The organism is Streptomyces sp. NPDC093225, assembly GCF_044753805.1.
Classification (GTDB): Bacteria; Actinomycetota; Actinomycetes; order Streptomycetales; family Streptomycetaceae; genus Streptomyces.
This window is the reverse complement of sequence record NZ_JBIVNX010000001.1, coordinates 210,688-233,470: the sequence shown is the minus strand read 5'-3', so window position 1 is coordinate 233,470 and position 22,783 is coordinate 210,688. Positions and strand designations below refer to the sequence as shown.

Below are 22,783 nucleotides of genomic sequence, written 5' to 3'. Positions count from 1 at the left end.
TCACGAGATGCCGAACTCCTTGCCGATGAAGTCGAAGAGGTCGTCATCGGTCGCGTCCTCCAGCGCCTCGGCGACGTCCGCGCCGTCCGCGCCGTCCACGGGTGCGCCGTCGGCCGCCGCACGGGCGTCGTTCCAGGCGGCCAGCAGGGCCTGGAGCCGCTCGGTGATGCGGTCGCGGCCGGCGTCGTCGGGGGCGGAGGTGACGAGCGTCTTCTCCAGCCGGTCCAGTTCGGCGAGCAGCGGGGGTACCGCGGCGGCGCCGTCCTGCCAGAGCTCGCCCCGCAGGAACGCCACGAGGGCCGTCGGGGTCGGGTAGTCGAACACGAGGGTGGCGGGCAGCCGGACGCCGGTGGCGGCGCCGAGCCGGTTGCGCAGTTCGACGGCGGTCAGCGAGTCGAAGCCGACCTCGTTGAACGACCGTGCCGGGTCGACCGCCTCGGGGCCGGCGAAACCGAGGACCCCCGCGACGTAGCCGCACACGAGCTCCAGCAGGGCCTCGTCGCGAGCGGCCGGCGCGAGTGCGGTGAGGCGCTCGCGCAGTGCGGCGGCGCCGTCGGCGCCGGGTTCGGCGCTGCCCGCGGTCCGGCGTACGGGCGTACGCACGAGGCCGGACAGGAGCGGCGGGAGCATGCCGCTGCCCGCCTGGGCGCGCAGCGCGGGCAGGTCCAGCTTCACCGGGACCAGCAGGGCCCGACCGGTGGCCGTGGCGGTGTCGAACAGGACCGCGCCCTCGGGGGCGGTGAGTGCCCGGACACCACCGCGTCCCAGCCGCGCGACCTCGTCGGCGTCGAGGCCGGCCCCCATGCCGCCGCCGACCTCGGACCACAGGCCCCAGGCCAGCGATGTGCCGGCGAGGCCGGTCGCCCGGCGGTGGGCGGCGAGGGCGTCGAGGAAGGTGTTGGCCGCCGCGTAGTTGGCCTGCCCCGCACCACCGAACACACCGGCGGCGGACGAGAACAGCACGAACGCCGACAGGTCCAGGTCACGGGTCAGCTCGTGCAGGTGCCACGCCGCGTCCACCTTCGGCCGCAACACTGCCGACAGCCGCTCGGCCGTCAACGAGCCGACCACACCGTCGTCCAGGACGCCGGCCGTGTGCACCACGGCGGTCAGCGGATGCTCGGCCGGGACCCCGGCCAGAACGGCCGCCAGCGCCTCCCGGTCGGCCACGTCGCACGCCGCCCAGGTCGCCTCGGCGCCCAGACCCGACAGCTCCGCCGCCAACTCCACCGCACCCGGGGCCGCTCCACCACGACGACTGACCAGCAGCAGGCGCCGTACCCCGTGCTCCGTGACGAGGTGACGGGCGAACAGGGCGCCGAGCGAACCGCTCGCACCCGTCACCAGCACCGTGCCGTCCCCACCCCACGCAGGGGTCTCGTCGGCGACCGCCACACCGGCCCGGGCCAGCCGCGGCACCAGCACCTCACCCCCGCGCACCGCCACCTCGGACTCGCCCGAGGCCAGGACGGCGGGCAGCACGCGGTGGGACGCGTCGCTGCCGTCGGTGTCGGCCAGGACGATCCGGCCCGGGTTCTCGGACTGTGCGGACCGGACCAGGCCCCACACCGGGGCGTGCACCAGGTCCGACGGGCCCTCGCCGGGTACGGCGGCCACCGCGCCCCGGGTCAGGACCAGCAGGCGGGAGTCCGTGAACCGCTCGTCCGCGAGCCACTGCCGGAGCAGCGCCAGCACCCGTCCGGTCTCCGCGTGCACGGCTCCCGCGACCTCCTCGCCGCCCGTCACCGCGGACAGCGGCAGGCACACGACGGACGGCTCCGCGAGGGTGGTGAGGGAGTCGTGGGCCTGGTAACGGACGCCGACGGCGTCCAGAGCGGGGTGGCCGTCCCCGAGCAGGGCCCAGGGGCGCTGCTCGGCTGCCGGGACCGGGGTGACCGGTACGGCCGTCCACTCCACCTGGAACAGCGCGTCCTGGCGGCCGCCTCGGGCGGCGCCGATCTGCTCGGGCGAGACCGCGCGCAGCGCCAGCGAGGCGACCGAGGCGACGGGTGCCCCCGCCGGGTCGGCGAGTTCCAGCGCGACCGCGTCACGGCCTGCCGGGGCCAGTCGGACCCGTACCGCGGAGGCGCCGGCGGCGTGCAGCCGGACCCCGCTCCAGGCGAAGGGCAGTCGGCCCCGGCCGGTGTCCTCGACGAGGGATCCGAGTCCGGCGGCGTGCAGGGTGGCGTCGAGGAGGGCGGGGTGGAGGCCGAACGAGTCGGCCGACCCCGCGGTCTCCTCGTCCAGGTCCACCTCGGCGTACACGGCGTCGCCGTGCAGCCACGCGGAGTGCAGGCCCTGGAAGGCCGGACCGTAGTCGAAGCCGGCGGCCGCGAGGCCGTCGTAGAGCCCGTCGAGGTCCACCCGTTCGGCGCCGGCCGGCGGCCAGGCCGTGAGGTCGGCCGCCGGGGCCGGGGCCGCCCCGCCGGTGGCGGGGGCCAGGACGCCGGTGGCGTGGCGCGTCCAGGGCAGGTCGGCCGCGCTGTCCTCGGCGCGGGAGTACAGGGACAGGGCGCGCCGTCCGGAGCCGTCGGCCCCGGCGACGGAGAGCCTCAGCTGGACCCCGCCGCGTTCGGGCAGGACCAGGGGCGCCTCCAGGGTCAGCTCCTCCAGGTCGGTGCAGCCGACCTGGTCGCCGGCGCGGACCGCCAGTTCCACGAAGGCGGTCCCGGGCAGGAGGACCGAGCCGAGGACGGCGTGGTCCGCGAGCCAGGGCTGGGTGGCCGCGGACAGCCGGCCGGTGAAGAGGAAGCCGTCGGAGTCCGGCAGCTCGACGGCCGCGCCGAGCAGCGGGTGGTCGGTCGCGCCGAGGCCGAGGCCGGCGGCGTCCCCGGAGGTGTGCTGCGCGCCGGTCGCGGAGTCCAGCCAGTACCACTCGCGCTGGAAGGCGTAGGTGGGAAGTTCCGCCGGGCGGGCGCCGGTCGGCGCGAAGTACGCCTCCCAGTCCACGGAGGCGCCGCGGACGTGGACCTGGGCGAGGGCCGCGGCCAGGGTGGCGGACTCCGGGCGGGCGGCGCGCAGGGCGGGCACGAGGCCGGCCGCACCGTGCCCGTCGGTCAGGCAGTCCTGGGCGAGGGCGGAGAGGACGCCGTCGGGGCCGAGTTCGAGGTACGTCGTCACGCCCGCGGCTTCCAGGGCGCGGATGCCGTCTAGGAAGCGGACGGCCTCCCGGACGTGCCGGACCCAGAAGTCGGCCGCACCCATCTCGTCGGTCACCACGGCACCGGTCAGGTTCGACACGACCGGAATGCGGGGCGTCTCGAACGACAGCCCCTCCGCGACCTTGCGGAAGTCGGCCAGCATGCCGTCCATGTGCGGCGAGTGGAAGGCGTGGCTGACCGTGAGGCGCTTGGTCTTGCGGCCCTGCGCCTCGAAGGCCCCGGCGATCACTGCGGCCGCGTCTTCGTCACCGGAGACGACCACCGCCTGCGGTCCGTTGACGGAGGCGATGCCGACGCCCTCCGAGAGCAGCGGCAGGACCTCGTCCTCCGACGCCTGCACGGCGATCATCACGCCGCCGGCCGGCAGCGCCTGCATCAACCGGCCACGCGCCGCAACCAGTTCGCACGCGTCGGACAGCGAGAGGACACCCGCCACGTGTGCGCCGGCGATCTCACCGATCGAGTGGCCGGACACGAAGTCCGGGCGCACTCCGTACGACTCCAGCAGGCGGAACAGCGCCACCTCCACCGCGAACAACGCCGGCTGGGCGAACTCCGTCCGGTCCAGCACCGTCGCGTCCTTGCCGAACAGGACTTCCTTCAGAGGCACCTCGAGCCGCGGGTCCAGCTCCGCGCACACGGCGTCCAGCGCCGCCGCGAACACCGGCTGGACGCCGTACAGCTCACGCCCCGCACCGAGCCGCTGACTTCCCTGACCGGTGAACAGGAAGGCCAGCTTCCCGGCTCCTCCGGCGCCCACGGTGCCGGTCGTGAGGCCCTGCGGGGCCGGGTCGCCGTCCACGAGCGCGGACAGGCCGCGCAGCAGCTCGTCCCGGTCCCCGGCCACGACCACCGCACGGTGGTCGAAGGCCGCCCGGCGCGTGGCCAGCGAGTAGGCCACGTCCGCGGGCACGGCCTCGGGCGTGGTCTCCAGGTGGGCCCGGAGGCGGGCCGCCTGGGCCCGCAGGGCGTCCGCCGACTTCGCGGAGATCGGGTACGGCAGCACGTGTGCCGGACGGTCGCCGTCCGCCGCGGCGGGGGCGAGGTCCTCGGGAGCCTGTTCGATGATCGTGTGGGCGTTGGTGCCGCTGATGCCGAAGGAGGACACGCCGGCGCGGCGCGGGCGGCCGGTCTCCGGCCACGGCATCGACTCGGTCAGCAGGGCGACGGCGCCGTCCGACCAGTCCACGTGCGGGGTGGGCTCGTCGACGTGCAGGGTCTTCGGCAGCACCCCGTGACGCATGGCCATGATCATCTTGATGATGCCGGCGACGCCGGCGGCGGCCTGGGTGTGGCCCATGTTGGACTTGACCGAGCCCAGCCACAGCGGCTCGTCGGCGGCGCGCTCCCGGCCGTAGGTGGCCAGCAGGGCCTGCGCCTCGATCGGGTCGCCCAGGGTCGTTCCCGTGCCGTGCGCCTCGACGGCGTCGATCCGGTCGCTGCTCAGCCCGGCGGACGCGAGGGCCTGCCGGATGACGCGCTGCTGGGACGGGCCGTTGGGGGCGGTGAGGCCGTTGCTCGCACCGTCCTGGTTGACCGCCGAGCCGCGCACCACCGCGAGCACCGGGTGACCGTTGCGGCGGGCGTCCGAGAGCCGCTCCACGAGGAGCATGCCCGCGCCCTCGGCCCAACTGGTGCCGTCGGCGGCTGCCGCGAAGGACTTGATCCGCCCGTCGGCGGCCAGGCCGCGCTGGCGGCTGAACTCGGTGAACGTGCCGGGGGTCGACATGACCGTGACACCGCCGGCGAGCGCCATGGTGCACTCGCCGTTGCGCAGCGCCTGGATGGCCCAGTGGAGGGCCACGAGGGACGAGGAGCAGGCCGTGTCGACGGTGACCGCCGGGCCCTCCAGCCCGAAGGCGTAGGAGACGCGGCCGGAGGCGATGCTGCCGGAGTTGCCGGTGCCGAGGTAGCCCTCGACGCCGTCCGGCACGGAGGTGATCCGGGTGGCGTAGTCGTGGTACATGATGCCCGCGAAGACGCCGGTACGGCTGCCGCGCATCGACGCGGGGTCGATGCCGGCCCGCTCGAAGGCCTCCCACGAGGTCTCCAGCAGCAGCCGCTGCTGCGGGTCCATCGCCACGGCCTCGCGGGGCGAGATGCCGAAGAACGCCGGGTCGAAGCGGCCCGCGTCGTGCAGGAAGCCGCCGGACCGTGTGTAGCTCGTGCCCTTGCCGTCCGGGTCCGGGTCGTACAGCGCCTCCAGGTCCCAGCCGCGGCCGTGCGGGAACCCGGAGATGGCGTCGGTGCCGCCGGCCACGAGGCGCCACAGGTCCTCGGGGGTCTCGACCCCGCCGGGGTAGCGGCAGCTCATGCCGACGATCGCGATCGGGTCCTCGTGCAGCGGGGCGCCCGGTGAAGTGGTCGGCGCCGGGGAGTCGGCGGTGTGGTGCTCGTCCGCGGACAGACCCAGGACCTCCGCCATCAGGTAGGCGGCGAGCGCGCCGGGCGTCGGATAGTCGAAGACGAGGGTGGCGGGCAGCCGTTCACCGGTGGTGGCGCCGAGGCGGTTGCGCAGCTCGACGGAGGTCAGGGAGTCGAAGCCGAGCTCCTTGAACGCCCGGTCGGCCGGCACCTCGTCGGTGGAGGCGTGGCCGAGGACGGCGGCCACCTCGGCCCGGACCGCGGCCAGCAGGGCCGCGTCCCGCTCCTCGGCGGGCAGGGCGGCCAGCCGCGCCCGGAACGCGCTGCCGTCGCCGGCGGCGCCGCGGCCCGTGGCGGCCCGGCGGGCCGGGCCGCGGACCAGGCCGCGCAGCAGGTCGGGGACCGGTCCGGTACGGGCCCGGGCGCGCAGGGCCGGCAGGTCGAGCGGGAGCGGTACGAGCAGCGGGTCGGTGGTGCGCCGGGCCGCGTCGAAGAGCGCGAGACCGGTCTCCGGGGTGAGGGCCCCGATGCCGCCGCGGCCGATGCGCTCGCGGTCGCCGTCGCCGAGCTCGTCGCCCATGCCGCCGACGCCGCTCCACAGGCTCCAGGCGAGCGAGGTACCGGCGAGGCCGGTCGCCCGGCGGTGGGCGGCGAGGGCGTCGAGGAAGGTGTTGGCCGCCGCATAATTGGCCTGCCCCGCACCACCGAACACACCGGCGGCGGACGAGAACAACACGAACGCCGACAACTCCAGGTCCTGGGTCAGCTCGTGCAGGTGCCACGCCGCATCGACCTTGGGGCGCAGGACCGCCGACAGCCGCTCGGCCGTCAACGAACCCACCACACCGTCGTCCAGGACACCGGCCGTGTGCACCACGGCGGTCAGCGGATGCTCCGCCGGGACCCCGGCCAGAACGGCCGCCAGCGCCTCCCGATCGGCCACGTCACACGCCGCCCAGGTCACCTCGGCACCCAGACCCGACAGCTCCGCCGCCAACTCCACCGCACCCGGCGCCGCTCCACCACGACGACTGACCAGCAGCAGGCGCCGTACCCCGTGCTCCGAGACGAGATGACGGGCGAACAGGGCGCCGAGCGAACCGCTCGCACCCGTCACCAGCACCGTGCCGTCCCCACCCCACGCGCCGGGGGACTCGTCGGCGACCGCCACATCGGCCCGGGCCAGCCGCGGCACCAGGACCGCCCCTCCGCGCACCGCCACCTCGGACTCGCCCGAGGCCAGCGCGGCCGACAGGGCGTCGGCCACGTCGGCGTCGGTCGCGTCGGAGGCCACGTCGACGAGGACGAGGCGGCCGGGGTTCTCCGACCGCGCCGAGCGGACCAGACCGCGCACCGCCGCGTGCGCGAGGTCCGTCACGCCCTCCCCGGCCACGGCCTCGACCGCGCCCCGGGTCAGGAACACCAGCCGCGCGGCGGACGCGTCGTCCGCGGCCCGGTCCTGGAGCAGCCCCAGCACCCGGGCGGTCTCCGCGTGCGCCGCGGCGACCGGGTCCGTGCCCGGCCGCGGCGTGCACGGCACGACCAGGGCGGTCGCGTGCTCGGCGGGCGCACCGGTCACGCGCGCCTCGTCCAGCATCCGCCAGTCCTCGGCGGTCCCGTCGGCGGCGACTTCCGTCCACGCCACCCGGAACAGGGCGTCGCGGGTGGCGTCCGGCACCGCGTCGAGCCGGTCGCGGCCGACCGCGCGCAGGGCCAGTCCGGCCACCGAGGCGACCGGTGCGCCCGTGGCGTCGGCGACCGTCAGGGCCACCTCGCCGGTGCGGGCCGGGGCCAGCCGGACGCGGAGCGCGGTGGCCCCGACCGCGTGCAGGGACACCCCGGACCAGGAGAAGGGCAGACGTCCTTCGCCGGCGCCCGGGTCCGCGGCGCCCAGACCGAGCGCGTGGAGCGCCGCGTCGAGCAGCGCCGGGTGCAGGCCGAAGCGGGCGGCCTCGGCCGCGGCGCCGTCGGGCAGGGCGACCTCGGCGTAGGTGGCGTCCTGGTCGCGCCAGGCGGCGCGCAGGCCGCGGAAGACCGGCCCGTATCCGAAGCCGGATTCCGCCAGGCCCTCGTACAGGCCGTCCACCGGTACGGGCTCCGCCCCGGCCGGCGGCCACTCGGCGAGGCCCTCCGGGGTCCGGCCGGTGCCGGGCGCGAGCACGCCGACGGCGTGCCGCGTCCACGGCGCGTCCGGGTCGGCGCCTTCGGGCCGGGAGTGCAGGGACAGGGCGCGCCGGCCGGCCGTGCCGTCGGCGGCGGCGAGGGAGAGCCGCAGTTGGACGGCGCCCTGCTCGGGCAGCACCAGCGGTGCCTCGAGGGTCAGTTCCTCGAGCACCTCGCAGCCGACGTGCGTGCCGGCCCGGAGGGCGAGTTCGACGAACGCCGTGCCCGGGAGCAGCGCGGAACCCAGGACCCGGTGGTCCCCGAGCCAGGGGTGGCCGGCCAGGGACAGCCGCCCGGTGAGGACGTGGCCGTCGGTGTCGGGCAGCTCCAGCTCGGCGCCGAGCAGCGGGTGGTCGGCGGGGCCGAGGCCGGCGGCGGTGACGTCCCCTTCGGCGCGGCCGGCGTCGAGCCAGTAGGGGCTGCGCTGGAAGGCGTAGGTCGGCAGGTCGACGCGCCGGGCGCCGAACGGGGCGTAGAAGGCCGGCCAGTCGACGGCGGTGCCGCGGACGTGGGCGGTGGACAGGGCGGTGACCAGGGTCTCGGACTCGGGGCGCCCGGCGCGCAGGACGGCGGTGAACGCGGCGGCGCCGGTGTCGTCGGCGAGGCAGGCCTGCGCCGCCGCCGACAGCACGCCGTCGGGACCGAGTTCGAGGTACGTCGTCACGCCCGCGGCCTCCAGGGCCCGGACGCCGTCCAGGAAGCGGACGGCCTCGCGGACGTGCCGGACCCAGAAGTCGGCCGCACCCGTCTCGTCCGAGACGAGGGCACCGGTCAGACAGGACACGACGGGGATCGCCGGGGCGGCGAACGACAGGCCCGCCACGACCTCGCGGAAGCCGTCCAGCATGCCGTCCATCAGCGGCGAGTGGAACGCGTGGCTCACGGTCAGGCGCTTGGTCCTGCGGCCCTGCGCCTCGAAGGCCTCGGCGACGGCGACCGCGGCGGCCTCGTCGCCGGAGACGACCACCGACCGGGGGCCGTTGACCGCGGCGATGCCCACGCGGTCGGTGAGCAGGGGCAGGACCTCGTGCTCCGCGGCCTCCACCGCGATCATCGCGCCGCCGGCCGGCAGCGCCTGCATCAGGCGGCCGCGCGCCGCGACCAGCGTGCACGCGTCGTCCAGGGACAGCACCCCGGCGACGTGCGCGGCGGCGATCTCGCCGATCGAGTGACCGGACACGAAGTCGGGCCGGACGCCCCACGACTCCAGCAGCCGGAACAGGGCCACCTCGACCGCGAACAGCGCCGGCTGGGCGTACTCCGTACGGTCGAGCAGGTCGCCGTCCGTTCCGAACAGGACGTCCTTCAGGGGGTGTTCGAGGTCCAGGCGGTCGCACACCGCGTCCAGCGCGGCCGCGTACGCCGGGAAGGCGTCGTACAGCTCGCGCCCCGTGTCGAGCCGCTGGCTGCCCTGGCCGGTGAACAGGAACGCGAGCTTGCCGCCGGGCGCGGGCGTGCCGCGGACCAGTCCGGCCGCGGGGCGGTCCTCGGCGAGGGCGGACAGGGCCGTGCGGAAGCCGTCGCGGTCCGTCGCCACCGCGGTGGCGCGCTGCTCGAACACGGCTCGGGCGGTGGCCAGCGTGAGGCCGATGGCGGCGGGCTCGGCGGCCGGGTCCGCGTCCAGGTGGGCGAGGAGCCGGGCGGCCTGGGCGCGCAGGGCCTCGGAGGTGCGGGCGGACAGGTGCCACGGGACGGCCGTGGCGGTCGTCGTGCCGGTCGCCGCGGGGGCCGGGGCGACCGGGGCCGCGGCCGTTCCGACGGCCTGCGCGGTGTCCGGGAGCTCGACGATGGCGTGGGCGTTGGTGCCGCTCATGCCGAAGGAGGAGATGCCGGCGCGCCGCGGGCGGCCGGTCTGCGGCCAGGCCCGCTGCTCGGTGAGCAGGCTGACCGCGCCCGCGGACCAGTCGACGTGCGGGGAGGGCTCGTCGACGTGCAGGGTCTTCGGCAGGACGCCGTGGCGCATCGCCTGGACCATCTTGATGACGCCGGCGACACCGGCGGCGGCCTGCGTGTGGCCGAAGTTGGACTTGATCGAGCCCAGCCACAGCGGCCGGTCCGCGGGCCGGTCCTGGCCGTACGTGGCCAGCAGGGCCTGCGCCTCGATCGGGTCGCCCAGGGTCGTGCCCGTGCCGTGCGCCTCAACGGCGTCGACGTCGGCGGCGGTGAGGCCGGCGTGGGCGAGGGCCTGACGGATGACGCGCTGCTGGGAGGGCCCGTTGGGGGCGGTCAGGCCGTTGGAGGCGCCGTCCTGGTTGACGGCCGTGCCCCGGACGACCGCGAGGACCTGGTGGCCGTTGCGGCGGGCGTCGGAGAGCCGCTCGACGAGCAGCATGCCGACGCCCTCGCCCCAGGCGGTGCCGTCGGCGGCGGCCGCGAAGGGCTTGCAGCGGCCGTCGGCGGCCAGGCCGCGCTGGCGGCTGAACTCGGTGAAGACGTCGGGGGTGGTGATGATCGTGACGCCGCCGGCGAGGGCGAGGGAACACTCGCCGGAGCGCAGCGCCTGGGCGGCCAGGTGCAGGGCGACCAGCGAGGACGAGCAGGCGGTGTCGACGGTGACCGCCGGGCCCTCGAAGCCGAAGGTGTAGGAGACGCGGCCGGAGGCGATGCTGCTGGAGCCGCCGGTGCCGAGGTAGCCCTCGACGCCCTCGGGGACGGTGTTCAGCCGGGACACGTAGTCGTTGTGCATCTGGCCGACGAACACGCCGACCTGCCGGCCGCGCAGGCCGGTCGGGTCGATGCCGGCCCGCTCGAACGCCTCCCAGGAGGTTTCCAGCAGCAGGCGCTGCTGCGGGTCCATGGCCAGGGCCTCGCGCGGGTTGATGCCGAAGAACGCGGGGTCGAAGTGGTGGGCGTCGTAGACGAAGCCGCCTTCGCGGGCGTAGGAGGTGCCCGGGTTGTCGGGGTCGGGGTCGTAGAGCGCTTCGGTGTCCCAGCCGCGTTCCGCGGGGAGGTGGGCGATGCCGTCGCGGCCCTCGGCGAGCAGCTCCCACAGGTCCTCGGGGCTGCGGACGCCGCCGGGGAACCGGCAGCTCATGGCGACGATGGCGATGGGGTCGTCGGCCTCGACGGCGCCGGCCGGGTGCCGCGGGAGGGCGGCGGCAGCGGCGGCCTCGGAGCCGAGGAGCTCGTCCTTGAGGAAGCCGGCGAGGGCGGTGGGCGTGGGGTAGTCGAAGACGAGGGTGGCGGGCAGGCGGACGCCGGCGGCGGCGCCGAGCCGGTTGCGGAACTCGACGGCGGTCAGCGAGTCGAAGCCGAGGTCCTTGAAGGCGCGGCCGGGTTCGACGGCGTCCGGGGTGGCGTGGCCGAGGACGGCCGCCACCTGGTCGCGCACGAGGTCCAGCAGCAGCGCGTCCCGCTCGTTGCCGGGGAGCCGTACGAGCTGCTCCGCCAGCGGGGTTCCGGTGCCGCCGGCGGTGGCCTCGACGGCGCGGCGGGCCGGGGTGCGGACGAGTCCGCGCAGCAGGGCGGGCACCATGCCGGGGTCGGCCTGGCGCAGCGGTGCGAGGTCGAGCTGCATGGGGACGAGGTGGGCGTCGCCGGTGCGGTGCGCGGTGTCGAGGAGGGCCAGGCCCTCCGCGGAGGTGAGGCCGAGGACGCCGGAGCGCGTCATGCGGTCCTTGTCGGCGGTGTCCAGTTCGCCGGTCATGCCGCTGGCGTCGGCCCACAGGCCCCAGGCGAGGGAGGTGCCGGCCAGGCCGTGGGCCTGGCGGTGGCGGGCGAGGGCGTCGAGGAAGACGTTCGCGGCGGCGTAGTTGGCCTGGCCGGCGCCGCCGAAGGTGCCGGCGGCGGAGGAGAAGAGGACGAAGTCGGCGAGGTCGAGGCCGCGGGTCAGTTCGTGCAGGTGCAGTGCGGCGTCGGCCTTGGGCCGCAGGACGCGGTCGAGGCGCTCGGGGGTGAGGGCGGTGGTGATGCCGTCGTCGAGGACGCCGGCGGTGTGGATGACGGCGGTCAGCGGGTGTGCGGCCGGGATGCCGGCCAGGAGGGCGGCGAGCGCGTCGCGGTCGGCGGCGTCGCAGGCGGCGACGGTGACCTCGGCGCCCAGCGCGCGCAGGTCCGCGGCGAGTTCGGCGGCGCCGGCGGCGGCCTCGCCGCGGCGGCTGGTGAGGACCAGGCGGCGGGCGCCGCGGACGGTGACGGCGTGCCGGGCGACGAGGGCGCCCAGGGTGCCGGTGCCCCCGGTGATCAGGACGGTGCCCTCGGGGTCCCAGGCGGCGGGCACGGTGAGGACGATCTTGCCGGTGTGGCGGGCCTGGCTGAGGTAGCGGAAGGCCTCGGGGGCCTGGCGCAGGTCCCAGGAGGAGACCGGGACGGGGCGCAGGGCACCGGACTCGAAGAGGGCGAGGAGGGCGGTGAGCATCTCCTGGATGCGGTCCAGGCCGGCCTCGGTCAGGTCGAAGGCCTGGTAGCGGACGCCGGGGTGGGCGGCGGCGACGTCCTGCGGGTCGCGGACGTCGGTCTTGCCCATCTCGACGAAGCGTCCGCCGCGCGGCAGCAGCCGCAGGGAGGCGTCGACGAACTCGCGGGCCAGGGAGTCCAGGACGACGTCGACGCCCCGACCGCCGGTGGCGGTGCGGAAGGAGTCCTCGAAGTCGAGGGTGCGGGAGGAGGCGATCCGGTCGTCGGTCAGGCCGAGTCCGCGCAGCGCGTCCCACTTGGCGGGACTGGCCGTGGCGTAGACCTCGGCGCCCCAGTGGCGGGCGAGCTGGACGGCGGCCGAGCCGACGCCGCCGGCCGCGGCGTGCACCAGCAGCCGCTCGCCGCGCTGCAGGCCGGCGAGGTCGTGCAGGGCGTAGTAGGCCGTCATGAAGACGATCGGGACGGCCGCGGCCTCGGCGAAGGTCCAGCCCGCCGGCATCGGGGCGATCATGCGCCGGTCGACGACGGCCAGCGGACCGAACGCGCCGGGCAGCATGCCCATGACGCGGTCGCCGGGGGCGAGGTCGGTGACGCCGGGTCCGGTCTCCAGGACGGTGCCGGCGCCCTCGGAGCCCATCGAGCCGGGATCGCCGGGGTACATGCCGAGGGCGTTGAGGACGTCGCGGAAGTTGAGGCCGGCGGCGCGCACGGCGACGCGGACCTGGCCGGGCTCCAGCGGCGCCTCGGACTCGGGGCTGGGGACGAGCGTGAGGTGGTCGAGGGTGCCCTTGTCCTCGATGTCCATGCGCCAGGCGGAGCCGTCGGCGGGCGGGGTCAGCGCGGTGGCGGCCGGGACCCGGGCGAGGCGGGGGGCGTGGACGGTGCCGCGGCGGACCGCGAACTGCGGCTCGCCGGCGGCGAGGGCGGCGGCGAGCAGGGCGGGCAGGGTCTCGTCGGTGCCGGGCGCGTCGAGGTCGGCGAGGACGAACCGGTCGGGGTTCTCCGACTGGGCGGTGCGGACCAGGCCCCAGACGGGGGCGTGGACGGGGTCGGAGAGGTCCCGGTCGCCCTGGGTGGCGACGGCGCCGCGGGTGAGGAACACCAGGCGGGAGTCGGCGAACCGGTCGTCGGCGAGCCAGCCCTGGACGACGGCCAGGGCGCGGTGGGTGGCGGCGCGCACGGCGTCCGGGGTCAGCGTGTCCTCGGGGTGGCGGCCGTCCGCGGCCGGGCACGGGACGAGGACGTACGCGGGGGCCGGGGCGCCCGCGTCGAGCGCGGCTGCCAGCGCCGGCAGGTCGGCGTGGGCGCGGCCGGGCAGGCCGGTGGCGGTGCCGAGGACGGCCCAGGTCTCGCCGGGCCGGGTGTCGGGGGTGCCGGCCGGCAGGGGCAGGGTGGCCCAGTCGACGCGGAACAGGGACTCGTGGAACGCGGTGCGCGTGGCGCCGGCCAGCGCGTCGGCGGACACGGGTCGCACCATGAGGCGTTCGACGGCGGCGACGGGCGCTCCGGCGGTGTCGGCGACCTGGAGGGAGAGGGCGTCGTCGGTACCGGTGGTGAGCCGGACGCGCAGGGCGGTGGCGCCGACGGCGTGCAGGGACACGCCCCGCCAGGAGAACGGCAGCCCGGCCGGGCGGTCCCCCTCGGGGGACGGCCGGACGAAGACGGCGTGCAGGGCCGCGTCGAGGAGCGCCGGGTGCAGGCCGAACCGGGCGGCGTCGGCCCCCCGGTCCTCGGGCAGCGCCACCTCGGCGTAGACGTCCCCGTCGAGGGTCCAGGCGGCCCGCAGGCCCTGGAAGACGGGGCCGTAGGCGAAGCCGCCGTGGCCGAGGTGCTCGTAGAGGCCGTCCACCGACACGGCCTCGGCGCCGGCCGGCGGCCAGGCGGTGAGGTCGAAGCCGGGTCGCGGGGCGCCGGTGGCGAGGACGCCGCTGGCGTGGCGGGTCCAGGGCTCGTCGGCGGCGGCGTCCGGGGCTCCGGAGTACAGGTCCAGGGTGCGGCGGCCGTCCCGGTCGGGGGCGCCGACCACGACCTGGAGGCGGACCGCGGTGTGCGGGGTGAGGACCAGCGGGGTTTCGAGGGTGAGTTCCTCCAGCAGGTCGCAGCCGGCCTGGTCGCCCGCCCGGACGGCGATCTCGACGAAGGCGGTGCCGGGCAGCAGGACGGTGTCCATGACGGCGTGGTCGGCCAGCCAGGGGTGGGTGTCGAGGGAGAGCCGGCCGGTGAGGAGGAGGCCCTCGCCGTCGGCGAGCGGCACCGCGGCGCCGAGGAGGGGGTGGTGGGCGGCGCCCAGGCCGGCCGACTCGACGTCCCCGACGAAGCCTGCGGGGGCCTCCAGCCAGAAGCGGCGGCGCTGGAAGGCGTAGGTGGGCAGGTCGGTGCGGCGGGCTCCGGCCGGGGCGAAGTACGCGCTCCAGTCGACCGGGACGGCCCGGGTGTGGAGGGCGGCGATGGCGGCGGCGAGCGCCTCGGCCTCGCCGCGGTCGCGGCGCAGGGCCGGGACGAACGCGGCGCCGGTGACGCCCTCGGGGTCAGTCAGGCAGTCCCGGCCCAGGCCCGACAGGACGCCCTGCGGGCCCAGTTCGAGGTAGGTGGTGACGTGCTCGGCGTCCAGGGTGCGGATGCCGTCGAGGAAGCGAACGCCCTCGCGGACGTGGGCCACCCAGTGCTCGGGGGTGCGCAGTTCGTCGCCGGCCACCGCGCCGGTGAGGTGCGTGACGACGGGGACGGCCGGCGCGTGGTAGGTGAGGGAGGCGGCGACCTCGCGGAAGGCGTCGAGCATGCCGTCCATCAGCGGGGAGTGGAAGGCGTGGCTGACGGTGAGCCGCCGGGTCCGGCGGCCGCGGGCGGCGAACCCGTCCGCGATCTCCTGCGCGAGGCCCTCGTCGCCGGAGACGACCACGGAGGAGGCGGAGTTGACGGCGGCGATGCCGATCCGGTCCTCGCGGCCGGCGAGCAGGGGCCGGACCTCGTCCTCGGTGGCGTCGATCGCGATCATCGCGCCGGCCGCGGGCAGTGCTTCCATCAGCCGGCCGCGGGCGGCGACCAGGACGGCCGCGTCGGGCAGGCTGAGGACGCCGGCGACGTGGGCTGCGGTGATCTCGCCGATGGAGTGGCCGGCGACGAAGTCGGGGCGCACGCCCCAGGATTCGACGAGGCGGTAGAGCGCGGTCTCCAGGGCGAAGAGGGCGGGCTGGGTGTACCCGGTCCGGTCGAGCGGGGTGCCGTGGGCGTCGCCGTCGCCGTCGCCGTTCCCGTCGCCGGCCGGGGCGAACATGACGTCCTTGAGCGGCCGTTCGAGGTGCGGGTCCAGGGCGGCGCACACCTCGTCGAGGGCGGCGGCGAACACGGGGTGCGCGGCGTACAGTTCGCGGCCCATGCCGGGGCGCTGACTGCCCTGGCCGGTGAAGAGGACGGCGAGCCGGCCGTCGCCGGCGTCGTGGCGGACGAGCCGGGCGTGGTCGCGGCCCTCGGCGAGCGCGCCGAGCCCGGTGAGCAGGTCCGCGCGGTCGGCGGCGACGACGGCGGCCCGGCGGTCCAGGGCGGTGCGGCCGGTCGCGAGGGAGTACGCCACGTCGGCGAGGGCCGCGGCGGGCCGCTCGGCGAGGTGGGCGGCGAGCCGGGCGGCCTGGGCGCGCAGGGCGTCCGGGGTGCGGCCGGCGAGGACGAACGGCAGCGGGGTGCCGGCGGGGGCCGTCTCCCGGGGGGCGTCCGCGGCGGGGGTGTGCTCCTCGGCCGTCCCGGCGGCGGGGGCCCCGGCGGCGGGCGGCTGCTCGGCGTCGGCCGGCAGCTGCTCGATGCCGACGGGCAGCTGCTCGACGTCCACCGGCGGCTGCTCGATGATGACGTGCGCGTTGGTGCCGCTGACGCCGAAGGAGGAGACGCCCGCGCGCCGCGGGCGGCCCGTCTCGGGCCACGGGGCGGACTCGGTGAGGAGGGACACCGCGCCGGCGGTCCAGTCGACGTGCGGGGAGGGCTCGCCGATGTGCAGGGAGGTGGGCAGGACGCCGTGGCGCATCGCCTCGACCATCTTGATGATGCCCGCGGCGCCGGCGGCGGCCTGGGTGTGGCCGATGTTGGACTTGATCGAGCCGAGCCGCAGGGGCCGGTCCGCGGGCCGGTCCTGGCCGTAGGCGGCCAGCAGGGCCTGCGCCTCGATGGGGTCGCCGAGGGTGGTGCCGGTGCCGTGCGCCTCGACGACGTCGACCTCGGCCGGGGTCAGGCCGGCGTGGGCGAGGGCCTCGCGGATGACGCGCTGCTGGGAGGGCCCGTTGGGGGCGGTGAGCCCGTTGGAGGCGCCGTCCTGGTTGACGGCCGTACCGCGGACCACGGCGAGGACGGGGTGGCCGTTGCGGCGGGCGTCGGAGAGCCGCTCGACGAGGACCATGCCGGCGCCCTCGGCCCAGCCGGTGCCGTCGGCGGCGGCGGAGAAGGACTTGCAGCGGCCGTCGGTGGACAGGCCGCGCTGGCGGCTGAAGTCGATGAACGTGTCCGGGGTGGACATGACGGTGACGCCGCCGGCGAGAGCCATGTCGCACTCGCCGCTGCGCAGGGCCTGCGCGGCCAGGTGCAGGGCGACCAGGGACGAGGAGCAGGCGGTGTCGATGGTGACGGCCGGGCCTTCGAGGCCGAAGGTGTACGCGACGCGGCCGGAGGCGACGCTGCCGGCGGTGCCGGTGCCGAGGTAGCCCTCCAGGCCCTCGGGGACGGCGGGGAGCCGGGTGAGGTAGTCGTGGTACATGACGCCGGCGAAGACGCCGGTGCGGCTGCCGCGCACCGACGCCGGGTCGATGCCGGCGCGTTCGAACGCCTCCCAGGAGGTCTCCAGCAGGAGCCGCTGGTGCGGGTCCATGGCGAGGGCCTCGCGCGGGTTGATGCCGAAGACGTCCGGGTCGAAGTCGGCGGCGTCGTGCAGGAAGCCGCCCTCGCGGGTGTACGAGGTGCCGGCGCGGCCGGGGTCGGAGTCGTAGAGGGCGTCGAGGTTCCAGCCGCGGTCGGTGGGGAACGGGGAGATCGCGTCGGCGGAGCCGGCGACGAGCCGCCACAGGTCCTCGGGGGTGGTGACCCCGCCGGGGTAGCGGCAGGCCATGGCGACGATGGCGACGGGCTCGTCGGCGACGGCCCGCGCGGGCGTGGCCGTGCCGCCGGCCGCGGGGGCGCCGAGCTCGCCGAGGAGTGCGGTGCGCAGGAACGCGGCGAGCGCGTGCGGGGTGGGGTAGTCGAAGACGAGGGTGGCGGGCAGCCGGACGCCGGTGGCCGAGCCGAGGCGGTTGCGCAGTTCGACGGCGGTCAGCGAGTCGAAGCCGAGCTCCTTGAAGGCGCGGCCGGGGTCGACGGCGTCGGGGCCGGGGAAGCCGAGGACGGCGGCGACCTGGACGCGGACGGTGGCCAGCAGCAGCCGGTCGCGTTCGGCCGCGGTCAGCGGCAGCAGCCGCTCGGCGAGGCCGTCGGCCGGGGCGGCGGCCTGGGCGGCGGTGCGGCGCGCGGCGGGCCGGACCAGGCCGCGCAGCAGCGGCGGGACGGCGCTCGCGTCGGCCTGGCGCAGACCGGCCAGGTCGAGGTGCAGGGGGACGGCGGTGGCCCCGCCGGTCTCGCGGGCGGTGTCCATGAGGGCGAGGCCCTCGGCGGAGGACAGGGCGGCCACGCCGGCGCGGGAGATCCGCTCCAGGTCGGCGTCGGCGAGATCGCCGGTCATGCCGCTGCGTTCGGCCCACAGGCCCCAGGCGAGGGCGGTGGCGGGCAGGCCCTCGGCGCGGCGGCGCTGGGCGAGGGCGTCGAGGAAGGCGTTGGCGGCGGCGTAGTTGGCCTGGCCGGCGGCGCCGAGGGTGCCGGCCGCGGCGGAGAACAGGACGAACGCGGCGAGGTCGAGGCCGCGGGTGAGCTCGTGCAGGTTCACGGCCGCGTCGACCTTGGCGGGCAGGACGCGGTCGACGCGCTCGGGGGTGAGGGATTCGAGGACGCCGTCGTCGAGGACGCCGGCGGTGTGCACCACGGCGGTCAGCGGGTGGTCGGCGGGTACGGCGGCCAGCAGCGCGGCGAGCGCCTCGCGGTCGGCGGCGTCGCAGGCCGCGAGGGTGACCTCGGCGCCCAGCGCGCGCAGCTCGGCGAGGAGTTCGGGCGCGCCGGCGGCGGCCTCGCCGCGGCGGCTGGTCAGCAGCAGCCGGCGGACGCCGTGGACGGTGACCAGGTGGCGGGCGACCAGGCCGCCGAGCGTGCCGGTCGCGCCGGTGACCAGGGCGGTGCCGTCGGTGTCGAGCGGGCGGGCCTCGTGGCCCTCGGGGGCGGGCAGGGCGGGGACCCGGGCGAGCCGGGGCACGACGGCGCGGCCCTCCCGGAGCGCGAGCTGCGCCTCGTCGGCGGCCAGGGCCGCGGGCAGGGCCCGCAGGGACTCCTCGCGGTCGTCGAGGTCGAGCAGGACGAACCGGTCCGGGTGCTCGGACTGGGCCGACCGCAGCAGGCCCCACAGCGGGGCGTGCGCGAGGTCGGACACGTCGGAGCCGGACGTGGTGGCGACGGCGCCGTGGGTGGTGAACACCAGCCGGGACGTGGCGAAGCGGTCGTCGGCGAGCCAGCCCTGGGCCAGTTCCAGGGCGTGGTGCAGCGCGTCGGCGACGGCCGCGGGCAGCGCGGCGTCGACCGGCGTCGCGGGGGTGGCGCCGGCGGCGGGGAGGGGCACGACGACGGCCTGCGGGACGGGGCCGCCCGCGTCGACGGCCGCCGCGAGGTCGGCGAGGCCGGCGTACGAGACCGCCGTGGGCAGGACGGCGGCCAGGCGGGTGCCGGCGGCGGCCGCGCCGAGCAGGGCCCACCGGCCGGGGGCGACGGTGGTGGCGGCCGGGAGGGGCAGCGGGGTCCAGTCGACGCGGAACAGCGAGTCGTGGAAGGCGGTGCGGGCGGCCCGTACCTGGTCGGGGCTGACGGGGCGTAGCAGCAGCGAGTCGACGGAGGCGACGGGCGCGCCGGCCTCGTCGGCGAGGTCGACGCGGACGGTGTCCCGGCCGGCGGGGGCCAGGCGGACGCGCAGGGAGCGGGCGCCGACGGCGTGCAGGGCGACGCCGCTCCAGGCGAACGGCAGCCGGCCGTGCTCGGTGGCCTCGAGCAGGGAGCCCATGCCGACGGCGTGCAGGGCGGCGTCGAGCAGGGCCGGGTGGAGGCCGAACAGGGCGGCCTCGGCGTGCGCCCGCTCGGGCAGGCGGACCTCGGCGAACACCTCGTCGGCGCGCTGCCAGGCACCGGTCAGGCCCTGGAAGACGGGGCCGTAGGCGAAGCCGGTGCCGGCGAGGTACTCGTACAGGCCGTCGACGGGCAGGGCGGTCGCGCCCTGCGGCGGCCAGGTGGCCAGGTCGCCGCCGGTCTCCCGGTCCGGCGCGGCGGGCGCGGGGGCGAGGAGGCCGGTGGCGTGCCGGGTCCAGGCGCCTTCGCCCCAGGTGTCGTCGGCGGCGTCCTCGGGGCGGGAGTGCAGGGTCAGTGCGCGCCGGCCGTCGGCGTCGGGCGCGCCGACGGAGAGCTGGACCTGGACGCCGCCGTGCGGGGGCAGGACCAGCGGGGACTGGAGGGTGAGTTCGTCGAGGAGTTCGCAGCCGGTGTGCTCGCCGGCGCGGAGGGCGAGTTCCACGAAGGCGGTGCCGGGCAGCAGCACGGTGTCCATGACCGCGTGGTCGGCGAGCCAGGGGTGGGTGGTCAGGGAGAGGCGGCCGGTGAACAGGTAGCCGTCACCGTCGGCCAGCGCGATGGCGGCCCCGAGCAGGGGGTGGTCGGCGGAGCCGATGCCGGCGGCGGTGACGTCGCCGGTCCAGGCGGTGGGCGGTTCCGGCCAGTACAGGTGGCGCTGGAAGGCGTACGTGGGCAGGTCGACGCGGGTTGCGCCGCGGCCGGCGAAGACGGCGGCCCAGTCGACGGGGACGCCGTGGGCGTGGGCGCGGGCGACGGCGGCGGCGAACGCGGCCGGCTCGGGGCGGTCGGCGCGCAGGGCGGGTACGAACACGGCGTCGCGGAGCCCGTCGCGGGCGCTCGCGCGGGTCGCGCCCTGACCGTCGGCCCCGTCGTGTCCGGCGTCCTCGCGGTCCGCGCCGTCCTCCGGCGCGAGGCAGTCCTGGGCGAGGGCGGTGAGGACGCCGCCGGGGCCGACCTCGAGGAAGGTGGTGACGCCCAGCGCGCCCAGGGCGCGTACGCCGTCGAGGAAGCGGACGGTCCCGCGGACGTGCCGCACCCAGTAGTCGGCGGTGCAGATCTCCTCGGCGGTGACGGAGGCGCCGGTGAGGTTGGAGACGATGGGGATGACGGGCGGCGCGTAGGCGACGGCCTCGGCGGCCTCGCGGAAGGCGCCGAGCATGTCGTCCATGCGCGGCGAGTGGAAGGCGTGGCTGACGGTGAGCCGCTTGGTGCGGCGGCCGCGGGCGCGCAGGGTCTCGGCGACCGCGGCGGCGGCGTCCTCGTCGCCGGAGACGACGACGGAGCGCGGGCCGTTGACGGCGGCGACGGACACCCGGTCGGTGAGGAGCGGGGCGACCTCGTCCTCGGTGGCCTCGACGGCGAACATCGCGCCGCCGGCGGGCAGGTCCTGCATCAGGCGGCCGCGGGCGGCGACCAGGGCGGCCGCGTCGGGCAGGGTGAGGACGCCGGAGACGTGGGCGGCGGCGAGTTCGCCGATGGAGTGCCCGATGAGGAAGTCGGGGGTGACGCCCCAGTGTTCGAGCTGCCGGAACAGGGCCACCTCGACGGCGAAGAGGGCGGCCTGGGTGTGCTCGGTCTCGTCGAGCAGCGCGGCCTCAGGGGTTCCCTGGGCGGCGAACAGGACGTCGTACAGGGGGCGTCGCAGGTGCGGGTCGAGTGCGTCGCTCACGGCGTCCAGGGCGGCGGCGAACACCGGGTGGGTGGCGTAAAGTTCGCGGGCCATGCCGGGGCGCTGGCTGCCCTGGCCGGTGAACAGGAAGGCGGTGTTGCCGTCGCCGACGGCTCCCACGACGGCGGTGGCGGGCTGCTCGCCGGCGGCGAGCGCGTCGAGGTCGGCGAGGAGCCGTTCGCGGTCGTCGGCGAAGAGGACGGCGCGGCGGTCCAGCGCGGTGCGGCCGGTGGCGAGGGAGTAGCCGAGGTCGGTCAGGCCCGCCGGGTCGGCGGCGAGTCCGGGGTGGGCGCGCAGGTGGGCGGCGAGCCGGCCGGCCTGGGCCTGCAGGCCCGCGTCGGCGTGGCCGGAGACCGGCAGCGGGACCGGGCCCGTGGCGCCCGGCTCCGGAGCGGCCTGGGCCGGCGCCCGTGGTGCGTCCGCCGGTACGGGCGGGGTGTCGGCGGGCGGGGCCTGCTCGATGACGGTGTGGGCGTTGGTGCCGCTGACGCCGAAGGAGGAGATGCCGGCGCGGCGCGGCTGCCCGGTCTCGGGCCACGGCACGGCACGGGTGAGGAGCTCGACGTCGCCGGTGGTCCAGTCGACGGCGGTGGACGGGCGGTCGATGTGCAGGGACTCGGGCAGGACGCCGTGCTGCATGGCGAGGACCATCTTGATGATGCCCGCGACGCCGGCGGCGGCCTGCGTGTGCCCGATGTTGGACTTGATGGAGCCGAGCCACAGCGGCCGGCCCTCGGCGCGGTTCTGGCCGTAGGTGGCGAGGATGGCCTGCGCCTCGATGGGGTCGCCGAGGGTGGTGCCGGTGCCGTGCGCCTCGACGGCGTCGACCTGTGCCGGGGTGAGCCCGGCGTTGGTGAGGGCCTGGCGGATGACGCGCTGCTGGGAGGGCCCGTTGGGGGCGGTGAGCCCGTTGGAGGCGCCGTCCTGGTTGACGGCGCTGCCGCGGACCAGGGCGAGCACCGGATGGCCGTTGCGGCGGGCGTCGGAGAGCCGCTCGACGAGGAGCATGCCGACGCCCTCGCCCCAGCCGGTGCCGTCGGCGCCCTCGGCGAACGGCTTGCACCGGCCGTCGGGGGCGAGCCCGCGCTGCCTGCTGAACTGCACGAAGGCGCGCGGGCTGGACATCACTGTGACGCCGCCGGCGAGGGCCAGGGAGCACTCGCCGCCCCGCAGCGCCTGCACCGCGAGGTGCAGGGCGACGAGGGAGGCGGAGCAGGCGGTGTCGACGGTGACGGCCGGGCCCTCCAGCCCGAAGGTGTAGGAGAGGCGGCCGGAGACGACGCTGGCGGCGTTGCCGGTGAGGAGGTACTGCTCGACCCCCTGGGGGACTCCGTCGCGCAGCAGGTCGGGGTAGTCCTGGCCGTTCGTGCCGATGAACACGCCGGCCTTGCTGCCGCGCAGGGCGGCCGGGTCGATCCCGGCGCGCTCGAAGGTCTCCCAGGAGGTTTCGAGGAGCAGGCGCTGCTGCGGGTCCATGCCGAGGGTCTCGCGCGGGCTGATCCCGAAGAAGGCGGCGTCGAACGCGCCCACCCGGTCGAGGAATCCGCCCTCGCGGGTGTACGAGGTGCCGCTCCGGTCGGGGTCGGCGTCGTACAGGGACTCGATGTCCCAGCCGCGGTCGGTCGGGAAGTCCGTGACCGCGTCCCGACCGCCCGCGACCAGGTCCCACAGGGCCTCGGGCGACTCGATGCCGCCGGGGAACCGGCAGGACATGCCGACGATGGCGATGGGCTCCGGCTCCTGGGCCTCGACCTCGCGCAGTCGCTGCCGCGTCTGGTGCAGATCGGCCGTCACCCGCTTCAAGTAGCCGAGGATCTTGTCCTGATCCGACGCCTGACCCGCCATTGGAACCTCACCCATGTTCGTCACAAACCCTTGCGCTGCTACTGCCTGCTGTCCG

1 protein-coding gene is annotated in these 22,783 nt (G+C 76.8%); it reads right to left on the bottom strand.

Annotated elements, in window-relative coordinates:
- Positions 1–22,743 carry an SDR family NAD(P)-dependent oxidoreductase gene (locus ACIQCH_RS00535; RefSeq protein WP_402576370.1) on the bottom strand — a complete coding sequence of 7,581 codons (22,743 nt, stop codon included), beginning with the start codon at positions 22,741–22,743 and terminating at the stop codon, positions 1–3.
- Between the last annotated feature and the right edge of the window lie 40 nt (positions 22,744–22,783).